12 protein-coding genes are annotated in these 15621 nt (G+C 65.8%); 7 read left to right on the forward strand and 5 right to left on the reverse strand.

Going from position 1 to position 15621, the window contains the following annotated elements; translation table 11 throughout:
• The first annotated feature begins 201 nt into the window (after nt 1–201).
• The 3 genes from ASB57_RS14490 to ASB57_RS14500 all read left to right on the forward strand — a co-directional run bounded on the left by ASB57_RS14490 (nt 202) and on the right by ASB57_RS14500 (nt 3018).
• A complete protein-coding gene (locus ASB57_RS14490) occupies nt 202–1050 on the forward strand; it encodes an inositol monophosphatase family protein (protein ID WP_057652862.1) in 849 nt (282 codons plus the stop codon).
• 106 nt (nt 1051–1156) lie between these two features.
• Nucleotides 1157–2107 carry a serine O-acetyltransferase EpsC gene (gene epsC, locus ASB57_RS14495; RefSeq protein WP_057652863.1) on the forward strand — a complete coding sequence of 317 codons (951 nt, stop codon included), beginning with the start codon at nt 1157–1159 and terminating at the stop codon, nt 2105–2107.
• Nucleotides 2108–2112: 5 nt separating this feature from the next.
• Complete coding sequence (locus ASB57_RS14500; RefSeq protein WP_082621609.1) at nt 2113–3018, forward strand: NAD-dependent protein deacetylase; 906 nt, start codon at nt 2113–2115, stop codon at nt 3016–3018.
• Nucleotides 3019–3072: 54 nt separating this feature from the next.
• Here the strand turns inward: ASB57_RS14500 and ASB57_RS14505 are convergent, their stop codons facing one another.
• The 5 genes from ASB57_RS14505 to ASB57_RS14525 all read right to left on the reverse strand — a co-directional run bounded on the left by ASB57_RS14505 (nt 3073) and on the right by ASB57_RS14525 (nt 10645).
• Complete coding sequence (locus ASB57_RS14505; protein WP_082621610.1) at nt 3073–4332, reverse strand: AI-2E family transporter; 1260 nt, start codon at nt 4330–4332, stop codon at nt 3073–3075.
• A gap of 283 nt (nt 4333–4615) precedes the next feature.
• A complete protein-coding gene (galE, locus tag ASB57_RS14510; RefSeq protein ID WP_057652864.1) occupies nt 4616–5659 on the reverse strand; it encodes a UDP-glucose 4-epimerase GalE in 1044 nt (347 codons plus the stop codon).
• 64 nt (nt 5660–5723) lie between these two features.
• Nucleotides 5724–7187, reverse strand: a complete 1464-nt coding sequence (locus ASB57_RS14515; RefSeq protein ID WP_057652865.1) for a phosphomannomutase/phosphoglucomutase — start codon at nt 7185–7187, stop codon at nt 5724–5726.
• 19 nt (nt 7188–7206) lie between these two features.
• On the reverse strand, nt 7207–9405 hold the full coding sequence (locus ASB57_RS14520; protein WP_231755424.1) for a polysaccharide biosynthesis tyrosine autokinase: 2199 nt from the start codon (nt 9403–9405) through the stop codon (nt 7207–7209).
• A gap of 139 nt (nt 9406–9544) precedes the next feature.
• Nucleotides 9545–10645 (reverse strand): polysaccharide biosynthesis/export family protein, encoded by a 1101-nt coding sequence (locus tag ASB57_RS14525; RefSeq protein ID WP_231755425.1) that lies wholly within the window; start codon nt 10643–10645, stop codon nt 9545–9547.
• A 340-nt stretch (nt 10646–10985) separates the two neighbouring features.
• On the opposite strand from ASB57_RS14525, the gene ASB57_RS14530 reads away from it, so the two are divergent.
• The 4 genes from ASB57_RS14530 (at nt 10986) to gmd (ending at nt 15620) form a co-directional block, all read left to right on the forward strand.
• The gene (locus tag ASB57_RS14530; RefSeq protein ID WP_057652868.1) at nt 10986–12395 is read left to right on the forward strand and encodes an undecaprenyl-phosphate glucose phosphotransferase; all 1410 of its coding nucleotides are present in this window, start codon (nt 10986–10988) and stop codon (nt 12393–12395) included.
• A complete protein-coding gene (locus ASB57_RS14535; RefSeq protein WP_082621612.1) occupies nt 12385–12906 on the forward strand; it encodes a GDP-mannose mannosyl hydrolase in 522 nt (173 codons plus the stop codon). Before ASB57_RS14530 ends, ASB57_RS14535 begins: the two co-directional genes overlap by 11 nt.
• On the forward strand, nt 12903–14342 hold the full coding sequence (locus ASB57_RS14540) for a mannose-1-phosphate guanylyltransferase/mannose-6-phosphate isomerase (protein ID WP_057652869.1): 1440 nt from the start codon (nt 12903–12905) through the stop codon (nt 14340–14342). The genes ASB57_RS14535 and ASB57_RS14540 overlap by 4 nt, the downstream gene beginning before the upstream one ends.
• A gap of 165 nt (nt 14343–14507) precedes the next feature.
• Complete coding sequence (gene gmd, locus ASB57_RS14545; protein WP_057652870.1) at nt 14508–15620, forward strand: GDP-mannose 4,6-dehydratase; 1113 nt, start codon at nt 14508–14510, stop codon at nt 15618–15620.
• Nucleotide 15621 lies beyond the last annotated feature (1 nt).

Below are 15621 nucleotides of genomic sequence, written 5' to 3' on the forward strand. Positions count from 1 at the left end.
GTCCGGACTTATCCCCAGTTTTTGTGGACAACCCTTGGGATAGTCGTCGCACAAGAGCGTCAATTTCCTTTAATGTCAAAGACTTGGACCTGGCGGGCAGGTGTGGCCCAGCATCCGCCCTCCATTCGAGCACGGCAATGAACGGCAAACCATGCCCGGTTGCTTCGTGCTAGATTTCGGTTCGCCCAAGCCGAGACACCCATGATTCGAACGTTCAGTCGTGACGAAACCCGACGCGTGGCCACCCTGTTGGCCGAAGCGGCCGACGCGGAAATCCTGCCTCGCTTCCGCAATCTGTCCGCCGACGCGGTGCGCACCAAGAGCTCGCCCCAGGACCTGGTCACCGACGCCGATGAAGCCGCCGAGCGGTTCATCGGCGAACGCCTGAGCCGCCTCTACCCCGGCGCGGTCATCGTCGGCGAGGAGGCCTGTTCCCGCAATCCCACCTTGCTGAACTTCTGGATCGACGCCGAGCTGGCGTTCGTGATCGACCCGATCGACGGGACGCGCAACTATGTCGCCGGCCTGCCCCTGTTCGGCGTGATGGTGGGCGTGGTCAGCCGCGGCGAAATCGTCGCCGGCGTGATCTACGACCCCCTGGGCCGCGATGCCGCCATGGCGGTGCGGGGCGAAGGCGCCTGGCTGGAAAACGCGCAGGGCCGGCAAACGCCCCTGCACGTGGCCGCGCCCGTGCCGGTGGAAAACATGGTCGGCCTGATCTCCACCCAGCATCTGGACGCGCCGCTGCGCGGCATCGTCCATCAGAACATGGCGCGCCTGGCGCTGGCCAACACCCTCTATTGTTCCGCGCACGAATATCGCATGATCGCTGGCGGCCATGCCCACGTCCTGCTGTATGGCCAGCTCATGCCCTGGGACCACGTGGCTGGCTGGCTGCTGCATCACGAGGCAGGCGGCTATTGCGCCCATTTCGACGGCTCGCCCTACAAGCCGACGCACCGCTCGGGCGGCCTGCTCTACGCGCCGGACGCCGGCAGCTGGAAAGTGGCGCGCCAGGCCCTGCTGGAAGACGCCGCGCCGGCGGCCTGACCGCCCTGCGCCGGTCACCCTGAAGACCACACGGTCATTGCCTGCAAAGCGCCCGGGAACGGGTTACAACAGCGGGTATATCTTTATTGAGCTCCAAGCGACTGCCATGAATGCTCCTTTGAATCCCAAGGTCATCACCTGGAACCTGGACGACATCGTCGCCGATTTGCGCACCGTGCGCACCGAATGGCGCGAACCCCTCGGCCGCCTGCGCCGCGACCATAGTGGCGGACGCGAATTTCCCTCGCAGGAAAGCCTGCGCCAGATCATCAAGGATCTCTGTGGCGCGCTGTTCCCCATGCGCCTGGGTCCCATCGACCTGCGCGAGGAAACCGAGGACTTCTATGTCGGCCACACCATAGGCGCGGCGCTGGACGCCCTGATGCATCAGGTGCGGCTGGAACTGAATTACATGGAGCGCCATCAGCACCCGGCGCCCTCGGACATCGAGCAGCGCGCCGGCGACATCGTGCGCGCCTTCGGGGCCGCGCTGCCGCCGGTGCGCCGCATGCTGGACGCCGACGTCATTGCCGCCTTCCAGGGCGACCCGGCCGCGCGCAGCGTCGACGAGGTGCTGCTGTGCTACCCCGGCGTGATCGCCATGATCCATCATCGCCTGGCCCATGTCCTGCACAAGCTGGGCGTACCGCTGCTGGCGCGCATCGTCGCCGAGATCGCGCACGCCGACACGGGCATCGACATCCATCCCGGCGCCACCATCGGCCGCAGCTTCTTCATCGACCACGGCACCGGCGTCGTCATCGGTGAAACGGCCATCATCGGCGACCGCGTGCGCCTCTATCAGATGGTGACCCTGGGCGCCAAGCGCTTCCCGCCCGGCGAAAACGGCGAGCTGAAGAAGGGCCTGCCGCGCCACCCGATTCTGGAAGACGACGTGGTCGTCTATGCCGGCGCCACCATCCTGGGCCGCACCACCATCGGCCGCGGCTCGGTCATCGGCGGCAACGTCTGGATCACGCGCGACGTGCCGCCGGGCAGCAACGTCACCCAGGCCGGCACGCTGAACACCGCCCCCGATGCCGGCTGTGGCGGCTGAACACCATGCCGGGTGATGTATCGGATCGGGAAACCCAGGCCACCGCGAACACGGGCACCACGCCAACCGGCGGGGAAGTCCAGGCATTGCGTGATTTCGTGGTCGACCATCCCCGCCTGTTCGTCCTGACCGGTGCGGGTTGCAGCACCGGCTCGGGCATTCCCGACTACCGCGACAACGAGGGCGCCTGGAAACGGCGTCCGCCCATCCAGTACCGCACCTTCATGGACGACACCGTGGCGCGCGCCCGTTACTGGGCGCGCGGCATGATAGGTTGGCGCATGTTCGGCGGCGTCCTCCCCAACGCAGCGCATCGCGCGCTGACCACCTTGCAACAGCAAGGCCGCTTCGAACTGCTGGTCACGCAGAATGTCGATGGCCTGCATGAAGCCGCCGGCAGCCGCGACGTGGTGGACCTGCACGGCCGCATGGACCGCGTCATTTGCACGCAGTGCGGCCACCTGTTCCCCCGCCAGCAGATGCAGGAATGGCTGGAAAGCGCCAACCCCGGCTGGCTGCATCTGCATGCCGCCGATGCGCCGGACGGCGACGCCGACCTCGAAGGAGAGGACTTTGCCCAATTCCAGGTACCGCCCTGTCCGGTGTGCGGCGGCCTGTTGAAACCCGACGTGGTGTTTTTCGGCGAGACCGTGCCGCGCGACCGCGTGGACCGTGCCAGCGCGGCACTGGCGGTGTGCGGCGGCGTGTTGGTGGTCGGGTCGTCGCTGATGGTGTATTCAGGCTACCGCTTCGTCGCGGCCGCCGCGCGGGCCGGCTTGCCCATCGCCGTGCTCAACCTGGGCAAGACCCGCGCCGACCCCCTGCTTACGCTGAAGGTCGAACAGCCCTGCGCCGAAGCGCTGGAAGAATTGGTGGCGCGGCTGCCGGACCAGGCGGACAGGCCCGCCTGAGCCGGGCCACACCACAAACACGGCCACGGCCACGGCGCGTGCAGGGCGCGCGGATCACTCCCCGAGGAATTCCGCCGCCCCTTGCAGGCCATCCACGTGATCGGCCACCACCTTGACGATGACGGCGATGGGCACGGACAGCAAGGTGCCCCACAGGCCCCAGACCCAGGTGAACAGCAGCAGCATCACGAATACCGCGACCGGATTCATCTTCGCGATGCGTCCGGTCATCCAGGTCTGGACCACGAATCCGATCAGCGACGCGATCACCAGGGACACCCCGGCCACCAGCAGGGCCGGCCCCAGCTCACCGAACTGCACCACCGCCGCCACGCCGGTAAAGACCGCGACCAGCAGCGGGCCGAAGTACGGCACGATGTGCAGCGCGCCCGCGACCACGGCCCAGGTGCCGGCGTTATCCAGCCCGATGATGCGGAAGGCCGCCCAGGAGCAAAGCCCCAGCAGGATGTTGGTGACGACCATCATCCCCATATACATGCGGATGGAGCGGTTGATCTGATCCAGCATGTGTACATTGATTTTCTTTTCGGAAATCGTGTGCCCGCAGACCTTGATGAACTTGCGCTTGAAAATGTCGCCCGAGCACAGCAGGAAGAAGACCAGGAACAGCACCATCACGCCCTGGCCCATGCCGGACATGACGCCCAGGGAGCCCGCCACCAGCATGCTTTCCAGCCTTTCGGATGGCCGCTCCGGTGGGGGGCCGCTTTGCCTGCCCTGCGGGCCGCCTTTGTCCAGGGCGGCGCCCGCGGCCCGCAGCTTGTCCACGAAAGACCCCCGACCGGCTGCGAAACCATGCACCGTGCGCGAGACTTTCTGCACCGTCTGCGGCAGGCTGTCGACGATGGTGCCGACCTGGTTCTGCAAGGAAAACGCGCCGAACACCAGCGCGCCGACCAGCGCCGCCATCACGAAGGTCGCGCTGATCGGACGCGGTATGCGCGCCCGGCGCACCAGCATGTGTACCAGCGGCTCCAGGGCGTAGGCGAGCAGGACGGACAGCACCAGGGGAATGATGAATTCGCGCGCCTCGCGCATGGCGAACAGCACGGCCAGTACCGCGAGGATGATGACCGCCGCATAGCGGCGGTCGGCCACGCGCCGCGATGTGACGAGGGCGCCCGGGGCTGCGCCGGTAGCCGCATGCGTACCCACCGCGGCGTGGGTGCCAGCGGGGTCCGTCCCCTCGGCGTGGGGCGCTCCGCCTCCCGCCGTCAGCGCCGTGGCCGCAACGGCAGGCACGCGGGCAGCCGGCGTGCGCGGAAGGCCATGCGGCGGCCGGCGGGTGCTCATCCCTGCCTCCAGGTACCGCCGCGCTGGCGTGACGGTGCCGCTGCTGCGGCGGCGCCCGGGATGGCGCGCCCCTGCGGCTGCGATTTCGACTGAGACTGCGACGGCAGCTGCGACTGCGAATGGAGAACGGCAGAAAAAACGAATGGCATGTGCGCATCCCGAAGCACGGCCCATTGCCGCGCCGCGTCAGAGCAATTGGCGTGCCTGGAGCGCGAGACCCTCACCCGCGCTTGCGCCCGGGCCTGCGGGCCCCAAGCAAAGCCCCAAGAGGGCGCCCCCGCAGTTATCCCGCGCTCACCCCATACCCGCCGGGATTACTCTGCTGCCATCGCCACCCGTCCTGGCACATATGGTCCACCCCCAGCGTCGTGCGCCAGCGCAACAAATCCCGGGCCAGGCTGGCATCGGCCCAGACCTTGTCGACGTCGCCGGCACGGCGCGGTTCGATGCGTAGGGGTATCGCCTGGCCGCTGACGCGCTCGAAGGTCTGCACCAGCTCCATCACGCTGGTCCCCTTGCCCGTCCCCAGGTTGATGGCCACGAAACCTGGATGCGCGCCGGCGTAGTCGACCGCCCGCACGTGGCCCACCGCCAGGTCCATCACGTGCAGGTAATCGCGCACCCCGGTGCCGTCTTCAGTCGGATAGTCCGTGCCGAACACCTTGAGGAAAGGCTGCTTGCCGACCGCCACCTGGGTGATGTACGGAAAGAGATTGTTGGGCGTGTCGCGCGGGTTCTCTCCTATCATGCCGCTGGGATGCGCGCCGATGGGATTGAAGTAACGCAGCGTCACCGCGCTGAACTCGCTGTCGGCCGCGCAGACATCCTGCAGCATCTGTTCGACGAAAAGCTTGGTGCGCCCGTAAGGATTGGTCGGCGCCAGGGGATGCTGCTCCGTGAACGGCAGAAAGCGCGGCACCCCATACACCGTGGCCGATGAACTGAACACCAGGCGCTTGACGTCATTGGCGCGCATCGCCATCAGCAGGCTCACCGTCCCCGCCACGTTATTGTCGAAGTACTTCAAGGGATCGCTGACCGACTCCCCCACCGCCTTGACGCCGGCCAGGTGCAGCACGCAATCGATGGCCCGGCCTTCGCGCCGGTGGATGGCCATCACGGTTTCCACCAGCCCGGGTGTACGGATGTCGCCCTGGATGAAGGGGATCTCCGTGTTCGTGATCTTCTCGACCCGCCGCACTGCGTCGCGGCTGCCGTTGTTCAGATTGTCCAGCACCACCGGCCGATAGCCGGCGGCGATCAATTCCACCAGGGTATGGCTGCCGATATAACCGGCGCCGCCCGTCACCAATAGATATGACGACATTCCCGCTCCCACCGCGCCGTCCGCCCGGAACAGGCCGGACGGCGCAAAGTTCCACCCCTGCCGCCTAGAACGGCAGGCGCAGGTCCGGCGCCACGCTCAACAGCTGGCGCCTGAAGTCTTCCTGGATGCGCGATAGCGCCGTCCCGCTATCCGCCTCGAAGCGCAGCAGCACCGCATTGCCGTCATGCAACGGACGCACCAGGCCAAAACCATCGTCGTACTCGACGCGCACCCCCTCCAGGTCGATGATTTCGCGCGCGCCCATGAAGTGCCCGCGCGCCAGCAACTCCCCCACCAGCGTGGGGACCTCGATGCCGCTCAAGTCCAGCCGCAACGCCGGGGTCACGCAACCCAGCGGCAAACTGTCCAGAAGGCTTGAAGGCGACTCATGCAGCGCGACGATCTCCAGCAGCCGCGCCGCGGCATACAAGGCATCGTCGTGGCCATGCCAACGGTCGCGAAAGCGAAACCGGCCATTGGTCTCGCCCGCCAGCATGGCGCCGCATTCGCGCATCTTGCCGGCGATATGCGCGGCGCCGCCGCGCCACATCACCGGCCGCCCGCCCAGGCCACGAATCTCGCGAGCGAGATTGCGCGAGCCCTCGACGTCGTAGACCACATGCGCGCCGGCATGGCGCGTAAGCACGTCGCGCGCGAACAGGATCATCAGGCGATCGGCTGAAATCACCGCGCCCGACCGCGTCACCACGGTCAGGCGATCGCCATCGCCATCCATCAGCAAGCCCAGCTCGTTGTCCGAATAGCGCAGGTTGGAGGCCAGGTTGGCGACGCGGCGCGGATCCGACGCCGCCATGCGGGGCCGCGTATACGCTTCCGCGGTATCGCTGGATAACTCGGTCACCTCGCAGCCCAGCGCTTCCAGCAGGGCCGGCGCGAGGGTCGAGGCCGCGTCGTAATTGCAGTCCAGCGCCACCTTGATGCTGCGTGACAGCCGCACGTCGCTGGCCACCCGCGCCACGTAGCAAGGTGACGCGGCGATGTGCATGCGCGCGCCCGGCACCTCGATCAGGCGGGCGCGCGTGTCGCCCTGCCGCCCCTGCCGCACATCCTCCTGCAAATCGCGCAGGTCGTCGCCGACCAGCGGCTCGCCAGCCATCATGATCTTGAAGCCGTTACGGTCCTCTTCGTCATGCCCGCCGGTGACCACCACACCGGCGCCGGTCTCGGTCAGGCGGGTGGCGAAATACACCAGCGGCGTCGCCGCCATGCCGATGTCGATGACATGGGTGCCGCTGGCACGGATGCCCGCCTGCAAGGCCGCCGCCAGTTCGACGCTGGCCAGACGGGCGTCCTTGCCGACGACGATGGCCCGCACGCCGCGGCGCCGTGCCCGGGCGCCAAGAGCGGCGCCCAGGCCGTGCGCGTAGACGGCATCGATGTCCTGCGGTACCCGCCCTCGTATGGCGTCCGGCTCGCAGGGAGCCGGCGGCAGCACGGGCATGCGTGCCGGCGCGGCGCCGCCACCCGGCGCCAGGGCCGCGGTCCCGGTATTCCATATAGATTGCATAGATCCACCGTCACGCGGGTCAGGGTTGCTTGTCGCCGTAGTAGGCCGCGCGCGCATAGCGGTAGCGTCCATACTTCGATCGATAACCCAGGCCCTCGGACTGCAGCTTCAGTCCATTGAGCACCACCCCTGCCACCGGCGCGCCGGCAGCGACCAGCCGTTTGGCGGTCTCATGGATCTCGCCCACCGTATTCATGCCGGCACGCACCACCAGCATGACCGCCGCGGCATGCGCCCCGACCACGGCCGCGTCCGAGGACGACAGCACGGGGGCCGTGTCGACGATGACGATGTCGTAGTCCGCCGCCAGCGCACGCAGGCAATCACCGAAGGCTTCGGAAGCCAGCAGCTCGGACGGGTCGAACGTCACCTTGCCGGTGGAGATGAAATCCACGCCATTCATGATGTTGCGCTTGGTGACCGCTTCCAGCGGCACCGTGCCGGCCAGCACTTCGAACAGGCCATTGTCCGAGGACGTGGCGAAGTAGCGGTTGAGGTGGCCGCGCCGGAAGTCGGCGTCGATCAGCAGGATGCGCTTGCCCACCGCCGCCTGGATGAAGGCGAAGTTGGCCGACAGGAAAGACTTGCCCACGCCGGCGACGGGTCCCGTGAAGACCACCACGTTGTTGGATGTATCGCGCATCGCGACCTGCAGCACCGTACGGAAGCTGCGCAGGCTTTCGATGGACGGCGTACTGCCGTTGCTCTGGGCGAGCAGCGCGGGCAGGCGCGAGTTCTTGCGCTTGCTGCGGCGCCACAGGCGGCTCTGCAGTTCGCTGTAGGGAATGGTGGCCAGCACCGGCAGGCCCGTGAAGCGCTCGATTTCCTCGGGATCGCTCAAGCCGCCGAACAGCGAGTTACGCAGGAAGGCCACGATCAGGCCCAGCACCAGGCCGATCGCCGCAGCCGCGCCCACGACGATGGGTGCCTTGGGACGCAGGGGCTTTTCCGCCGGCACGGCGGTATCCACCACGCGCACCGTGCCCACCTTGCCGGCCTTGATCAGGCGCAGCTGCTGCGCGTTGGCCAGCATCGCGGTGTACAGGTCGGTGTTGACCTTGACGTCACGCACCAGGCGTACTACGTCCTGCTCCAGGTCCGGCAGCCCCTTGATCTTGGTATTGAGACGGTTGACGTCGCCGGTCAGCGAAGCGATCTGGCGATCGATGGCTTCAATGCTGGGATGCGAGGCGGCGAAGCGAGTGGTCAGTTCCTGGCGCTTGGTGCGCAGTTCGGCGATGCGGTTCTGCGTTTCCACCGATTGCCCCAGCACGAGCTTCGCTTCTTCGCCCAGGTCGATGGTGCCCCGCGCATTACGCAAGCTGTTGTAGCGCGTTTCCGACGCATCCAACTCTTTCTTCAGGAGGGGCAGCTGCTGGTCGAGGAAGGCCAGCGATTTCTCCGCCTGCGCGGACTTGCGGTTGACGTTCTGACGCACGTATTCCTGGCCGATCTCGTTCAGCACGGCCGCGGTCAACACCGGATCGCTGCCCTGCAAGGTGACGCCGATCACGCCCGACTGGCGGCCCCGTTCGAAGATGCCCATACGCCCCTGGACGGCCTCGGTGGCCTCCAGGCGCGAATTACGAATGACCGTGAAGTGCGTTTCGGCCGCGGCGTCCAGCGCATCGATCTGTACGTCTATCGTGCCGCCGGGAACCTGGAAGCGTTCCAGCTGGCCCACGCGCCCCTCGAAGCGGCGGCCGTTGACCGGTTCGGTCAACTCATAAGCGCCGCCCCCCAGGGCGACGATGTCCAGCTTCTTGCCGATCAGGTCGTTCGGCACATCGATACGGTTGATGCGGATACGTTCGCCGCCCCAGGCGTAGCCGCCCGGAATGGCCTTCGTCAATGCGGAGGGCAGTGCGAAGCTTTCGTGGTTCTCGGCCAGCCAGCGTCCCACCAGGGGGAAGTACTTGGGTTCGGCCTTCAAATACAGCTGGTAGTAGTCGACGACATGGCCGACCACGGCGCGCGAACGCAGTATCTCCATTTCCCCCGACGTCGCCTGCTTGATGTCGAAGATGGATGACACGTCGCCCAGCGCGGTCCTGGTGGCGGTGGCGTTCGGCGTTTCTTCCTCGACCTGGACGGCGATGTCGGACTGGAAGACGGGCGTGGCCAGCATGAAGTAGGCAACGCCCAGCAACGTGGCCAGCAAAGTAATCACAATGATCACGCCGCGGTTGGCCACCAACACGTCCATGTAGGACGTCATTGGTGTCTCTGGTTGCCGGGCGGACGCGTACTCAAGCTGAAGAGGGGGCTGCATGGTGTCGACTCGCTAAGAAATTAGGGACTAACACGAGAGGGAAGCCGGCTTGCGCCGGCCTGGGACTACCCGTTACGCGTTGACCTTATTGGTGCTGGACAGCGGTGACGGTCTGCACGGTCTGGGCGCTGGGGAACAACAGCGAGATGAAGCGGTTCCAACGCACCAGGTTGCCGGCGTCGACGAAGACGATGTCCTTCGCCTGCAACGGGAACTTGCCGGCCACCCCCAACGCTTGCGGAGAACTGGCATCCAGGTGATACACCTCCGGGGTAGCGTTAGGCAGCGAACGCACCACGAAGATTTGCGAGGGATCGCTGGTCGTCTGGCTGGGACCACCGACTTCGCCCAGCGCTTCCGCCAGGGACATCTCGCCGTCATGCATCATCAAACCCTGGGGCAACGTGACTTCGCCCATCAGGTAGATCTTGTTGTCTCCTCGCGCCACCACGCGGACGATGTCGCCCTGCTGCAGCAGGATCGATGTGGGATCGATATTCGCCGCGGTCAGCTTGTTCAAGTCGACCCGCACCGTCTGCCCCGCACGCGTCACGTAAACGCGACTGCGATCGGCCGTGGCCAACACGCCGCCGGAACGATTTATCGCTTCCGGAAGCGTCATCGGCACATCGGTAATCGGCATGGGTCCGGGCGTCTTCACTTCGCCTTCCACATAGACTCTCTTGCTGCGATAACCTAGCACGCGCACCGTGATTTGAGGATCCTGAATAAAGTTACGCGACCCTCGGATGAGCGAGTTGCGCACCTGTGCCTCAGTCAACCCGGCTACCTTCACAAGGCCTACGTAAGGGAACTGAACGTAGCCATCCGAAGACACCGGATAGCCCGGAATGCCAGCCCCCGTATCCCCAAAGGTAAGTTCAGTCGGCCCCGTCCCAATGCTGTAGGTCTGAGTCGGAAGGACTAGTTCAGGATGATCCCAGACCACGATCGAAAGGATGTCCCCGGGCCCGATCACATAGGGCGTGGCCTTGCCAACAAGATTTCGAACGTTTTCAGGCAGGGGGCTGTTGGCGGCATCATTGAGCTCGCGAGCGAGCGCGGGCGTGATTTCCTTGACCGTCACGACGCTATTCGGATCGTTGGGATCGACCTGGAAATCCGACTTGTATCGCATGCCTGGCGCGAACGCGCACGCCGCCAGGGTGGAGATCAATCCGGCCATGGCAGCCGCGCGGACGAACGTTCGAAATAGAGAGTTCATGGACGTTCCACTGTAGAGAGGATCGGAGGCGCCACCCCGCTGATGACGCGGTGTGCAGCGCAGTATTTGAGTCGTCTCGGGGCCGTCGCCCTGAGTTGTGTCGCCGTACTACCGTCGAGTAACGGGTTGCGACATTCCACGCGAATTCCCAGTGAACGCACATTAGGCTGATGGCCTAGACCTTCACTTACGCCCTTTGGACGTTTCGACTCGCGCGCCCCCAACCTATGATTTTTTGCGGGTACGAAGCATGACGCGGCGCCGCAACGCCGCCTTCCAATCACACGCCCAGGAGCGGTTTATGGAAACGTCCACGTTCGACGTGACGGGCAAATTGCCCGGCACGAGTTCCCTGTTTCGCGCCGCCGACGCCGCACTCATAGGCGTCACCGGACTGGCGGCGATCGAGTGGCAGGTGGCACGCACGGGCGTCGATGTCTTTCCTATCCAGAGCCTGCTGGTGTATTTCTGCACAGTCGCCACGCTGGTGGTCTTCCCGATCTTCCGGCTCTATGGATCGTGGCGAGGCCGCCCGCTCTATGACCTGGTGATACGCAGTGTGGCGGCGTGGACCGTGGTGTTCGCGATGGGCTTGATGGTGGGTTTCCTGACGCATCAGATCGCGTTCGTCTCGCGCTTGTGGGCCGCGTTGTGGTTCGCCGGCGGCGCCATCGCCGTGACCGGACTGCGCCTGCTTGTCTATGCGGGCCTGAGCAAGGCGCGCGACCGCGGCCTCAATCACAAGCGCGTTCTGCTGATCGGCTTCGGCACCCTTGGCCACGATATGTGGGCACGCGTGGCGGCGACGCGCAGCGCAGGCTATGAAGTGATGGGGATCTACACGGACGGCCGCGAACAACTGCCGCCTGGCGTGCCCCGCCTGGACAAGCTGAATACGATCTCGGCCTTCGTGCGCCAGCATGAGATCCGCGAGGTCTGGCTGGCGATGCCCATGGAGGCGGGCCAGGCCGTGCGCGAAGTCATGTTCTTCCTGCGCCACGACCTGATCGACATCCGCTGGATTCCCGATGTCCTGTCCGTGCGCCTGCTGGGCCATCGGGTGGAAGAATTCCTGGGCGTTCCCGCCATCGAACTGAACAGCCTGCCCGCCGCCGGCATACGCGGCGTGGCCAAGGCCGTGTTCGACCGTACGTTCAGCGCCCTGGTGCTGCTGGGACTGTCGCCCATCATGTTGACCATCGCGGCGTGGATCAAGCTGGACTCGCGCGGTCCCGTCTTCTTCACCCAGCCGCGCCTGGGCGTGGATGGCGAGGTGTTCCGCGTCTACAAATTCCGCAGCATGACCGTGCACCAGGAACAACATGGCGTGGTGACCCAGGCGACGCGGGAAGATCGCCGCGTCACGCGCATCGGCGCTTTTCTGCGCAAGACCAGCCTGGACGAGCTGCCGCAGTTCATCAATGTGCTGCGCGGCGAGATGTCGGTGGTGGGACCGCGCCCGCACGCCCTCGAACACAACGAGCAATACAAGGACCTGGTGGCCCGCTACATGATGCGCCACCGCGTCAAGCCCGGCATCACGGGATGGGCGCAGATCAACGGCCTGCGCGGCCAGACCGAAACCGTGCACAAGATGCGCGACCGCGTGGAGTTCGACCTGTACTACATCCAGAACTGGTCCTTCCTGATGGACCTGCGCATCATCGCCAGGACGGCAGTGTCGGGCTGGACGGGAAAAAATGTCTATTGATGCCGGCGTGGCCGTGCCGACTCGCCTGAGCCAGGACGAGTTCCGACTGGGTGTCGAACTGCTGCCGCTGGTCTCCATCGACCTGCTGCTGCGCGATGGCGGCGGACGCTACCTGCTCGGGCTGCGGGGCAATCCACCGGCGCGCGGCCACTGGTTCGTGCCGGGCGGCCGCATCCGCAAGAACGAAGCCCTGGACCTTGCCCTGCAGCGGCTGTGCCGCGAAGAGCTGGGCCTGGCCATGCCCCGCGAGCTATGGCAGCCGCGCGGCGTGTACGAGCATTTCTACGACGACAACTTCGCGGGCGAGCCAGGCCGCAGCACCCACTACGTGGTGCTGGCCTATCTCGCCCAATTGCCGGCTCACCTCGGTGAGCTTCAGATCGAAGACAAGCTGGACCGGCTACCGGTCGATCAGCACAGCGGTTACCGCTGGGCACATCCCCGCGCCATGGCGCAGGACGACACCGTCCATCCCTATACCAGGGCCTACTTCACGGAGTACGTGCGATGACCTCCCCCTATCCTGAATTCCGCCCCGTCATTTTGTGCGGCGGTTCCGGCTCACGCCTGTGGCCCCTGTCGCGGGAACTGCTGCCGAAGCAGTTCATCCGCCTGACCGGCGAGCGCAGCCTGCTGCAGAACACGGTGTTGCGCACCCTGCGCCATGCCGGCGCCAGCCGGCCCATGCTGATCTGCAATGCGACGCATCGCTTCATCGCCACCGAACAGATGCAGGAGCTGGCCGGCGAAGGCATCGGCAGCGCGGACGTCGAGCTGCTGCTCGAGCCCTGCCCGCGCAACACCGCGCCCGCCATCGCGGCAGCGGCGCTGCGCGCCATGCGCGACGGCACCGACCCCATCATGCTGGTCATGCCGTCCGACCACGTCATCGAAGAGGGTCCGGCCCTGGCCGAAGCGTTCGCGCTGGCCCACCAGGCCGCCAGCGAAGGCGCCCTGGCGCTGTTCGGCATACGGCCGACGGCGCCGCTGACGGGCTATGGCTATCTGCGCACGACCAGCGGCGAGCGGCCGTGGCAGTCGGTGGAAGCCTTCATCGAGAAGCCGGATGTGGAGCGCGCCACCGCCTTCCTGCGCGACGGCGGCTATTACTGGAACAGCGGCATGTTCGCCTTCCGCGCGTCGATCTTCCTGAGCGAACTGGAGCGCCTGGCCCCGGACATGATGGCCAGCGTACGCGAGGCCGTCGCCAACGGCACCGGCGACGACGCCAGCTTCACCCTGGACGCGCGCGCCTTCGGGGCGTGCCGCGCCGACTCCATCGACTATGCCGTGATGGAACGCACGGACAGCGCCGTGTCCGTCCCGCTGGACGCCGGTTGGAGCGACGTGGGTGCCTGGGATGCCGTATGGGACATCGCCGCCAAGACGCCGGACGGCAACTCCACCACCGGCGACGTGATGATCGACGACTCGCGCAACTGCCTGGTCCATTCGACCCACCGCCTGGTGGCCACTCTGGGCCTGGACGACATCGTGGTGATCGAAACCGCGGACGCCGTGCTGGTCGCCCACAAGAGCCGCACCCAGGACGTCAAGCGCATCGTCGAGACCTTCCGCAACCAGCGCCGGGAAGAGATGGCGCATCACCGCGAGGTGCGGCGCCCGTGGGGCTCCTACGACTCCATCGGCCAGGGGCCGCGTTACCAGATCAAGCGCATCACGGTGAAACCGGGGGCGCGCCTGTCCTCGCAGATGCACCACCACCGCGCCGAACACTGGGTGGTGGTCTCCGGCACCGCCCGCATACACAACGGCGACAGGGACTTTCTTTTGACGGAGAACCAATCGACCTACATCCCTTTGGGTGAGGTCCACTGCCTGGAAAACCCCGGCAAGATCCCGCTCGAATTGATCGAGGTGCAGTCGGGCGCTTACCTGGGCGAAGACGACATCGTGCGCTTCGAGGACATGTACGGCCGGGTCTGAAACCCGGCATTCCACCCTGCCCGCAGCGGCCTCGACGCATGGGCCAGCGACAGGGAACGGCCATAAGGATTAGGCCTGCCATGCGTCTTAGAACCTCCGGCCGATACCCCGGCCCACCACGCATCTGTAGTCTTCAATCGCACACTCAGCCTAAAGGATACAACCATGCCAAAACGGGCATTGATCACTGGCGTTACGGGACAGGACGGCGCTTATCTGGCCGAACTCCTCCTGGAGAAGGGTTACGAAGTGCACGGCATCAAGCGCCGCGCCTCGATGTTCAATACCGCGCGTATCGATCACCTCTACCAGGACCCGCACGAGAAGCAACGCAACTTCTTCCTGCATCATGGTGACATGACCGACGCGTGCAGCCTGATCCGCATCGTGCAGGCCGTGCAGCCGGATGAGATCTACAACCTGGCGGCCCAAAGCCACGTGGGCGTGTCCTTCGAAGAGCCCGAGTACACCGCCAACGCGGATGGCCTGGGCACCCTGCGCCTGCTCGAAGCCATGCGCATCCTGAAGATGGAAGACCGCACGCGCTTCTACCAGGCGTCGACGTCGGAGCTGTACGGCCTGGTGCAGGAAGTGCCGCAGCGCGAGACCACGCCGTTCTATCCGCGCAGCCCCTATGCCGTGGCCAAGCTTTACGCCTACTGGATCTGCGTCAACTACCGCGAAGCCTACGGCATGTATGCGTGCAACGGCATCCTGTTCAACCACGAGTCGCCGCGCCGCGGCGAGACCTTCGTCACGCGCAAGATCACCCGCGCCCTGGCTCGCATCGCCCTGGGCCTGGAGAACTGCCTGTACCTGGGCAACCTGTCCGCGCTGCGCGACTGGGGCCATGCGCGCGACTACGTCGAAATGCAGTGGATGATGCTGCAGCAGGAGCAGGCCAAGGACTTCGTGATCGCCACCGGCAACCAGTACAGCGTGCGCGACTTCATCAATATCGCCGCGCGCGAGCTGGGCATCCTGCTGCAGTGGGAAGGCGAAGGTCTGACCGAAACCGCCACCGTGCTGCTGAGCCCCGCGTACGAACGGGTCAAGCCCGGCCAGGTCATCGTCCGTGTCGACCCGCGCTACTTCCGCCCCACCGAAGTGGAAACCCTGCTGGGCGACCCGACCAAGGCGCGCGAACAGCTGGGCTGGACGCCGCGCACGACGTTCGCCGAGCTGGTGGGCGAAATGATCGCCAGCGACCTCAAGGAAGCCCAGCGTGACGCGCTGGTCGAGGAAAACGGCTACGAAGTCTTCGCCTACAAGGAGTGAT

Origin of the sequence: Bordetella sp. N (assembly GCF_001433395.1) — a bacterium.
In the GTDB taxonomy this organism is placed as follows: domain Bacteria; phylum Pseudomonadota; class Gammaproteobacteria; order Burkholderiales; family Burkholderiaceae_B; genus Bordetella_C.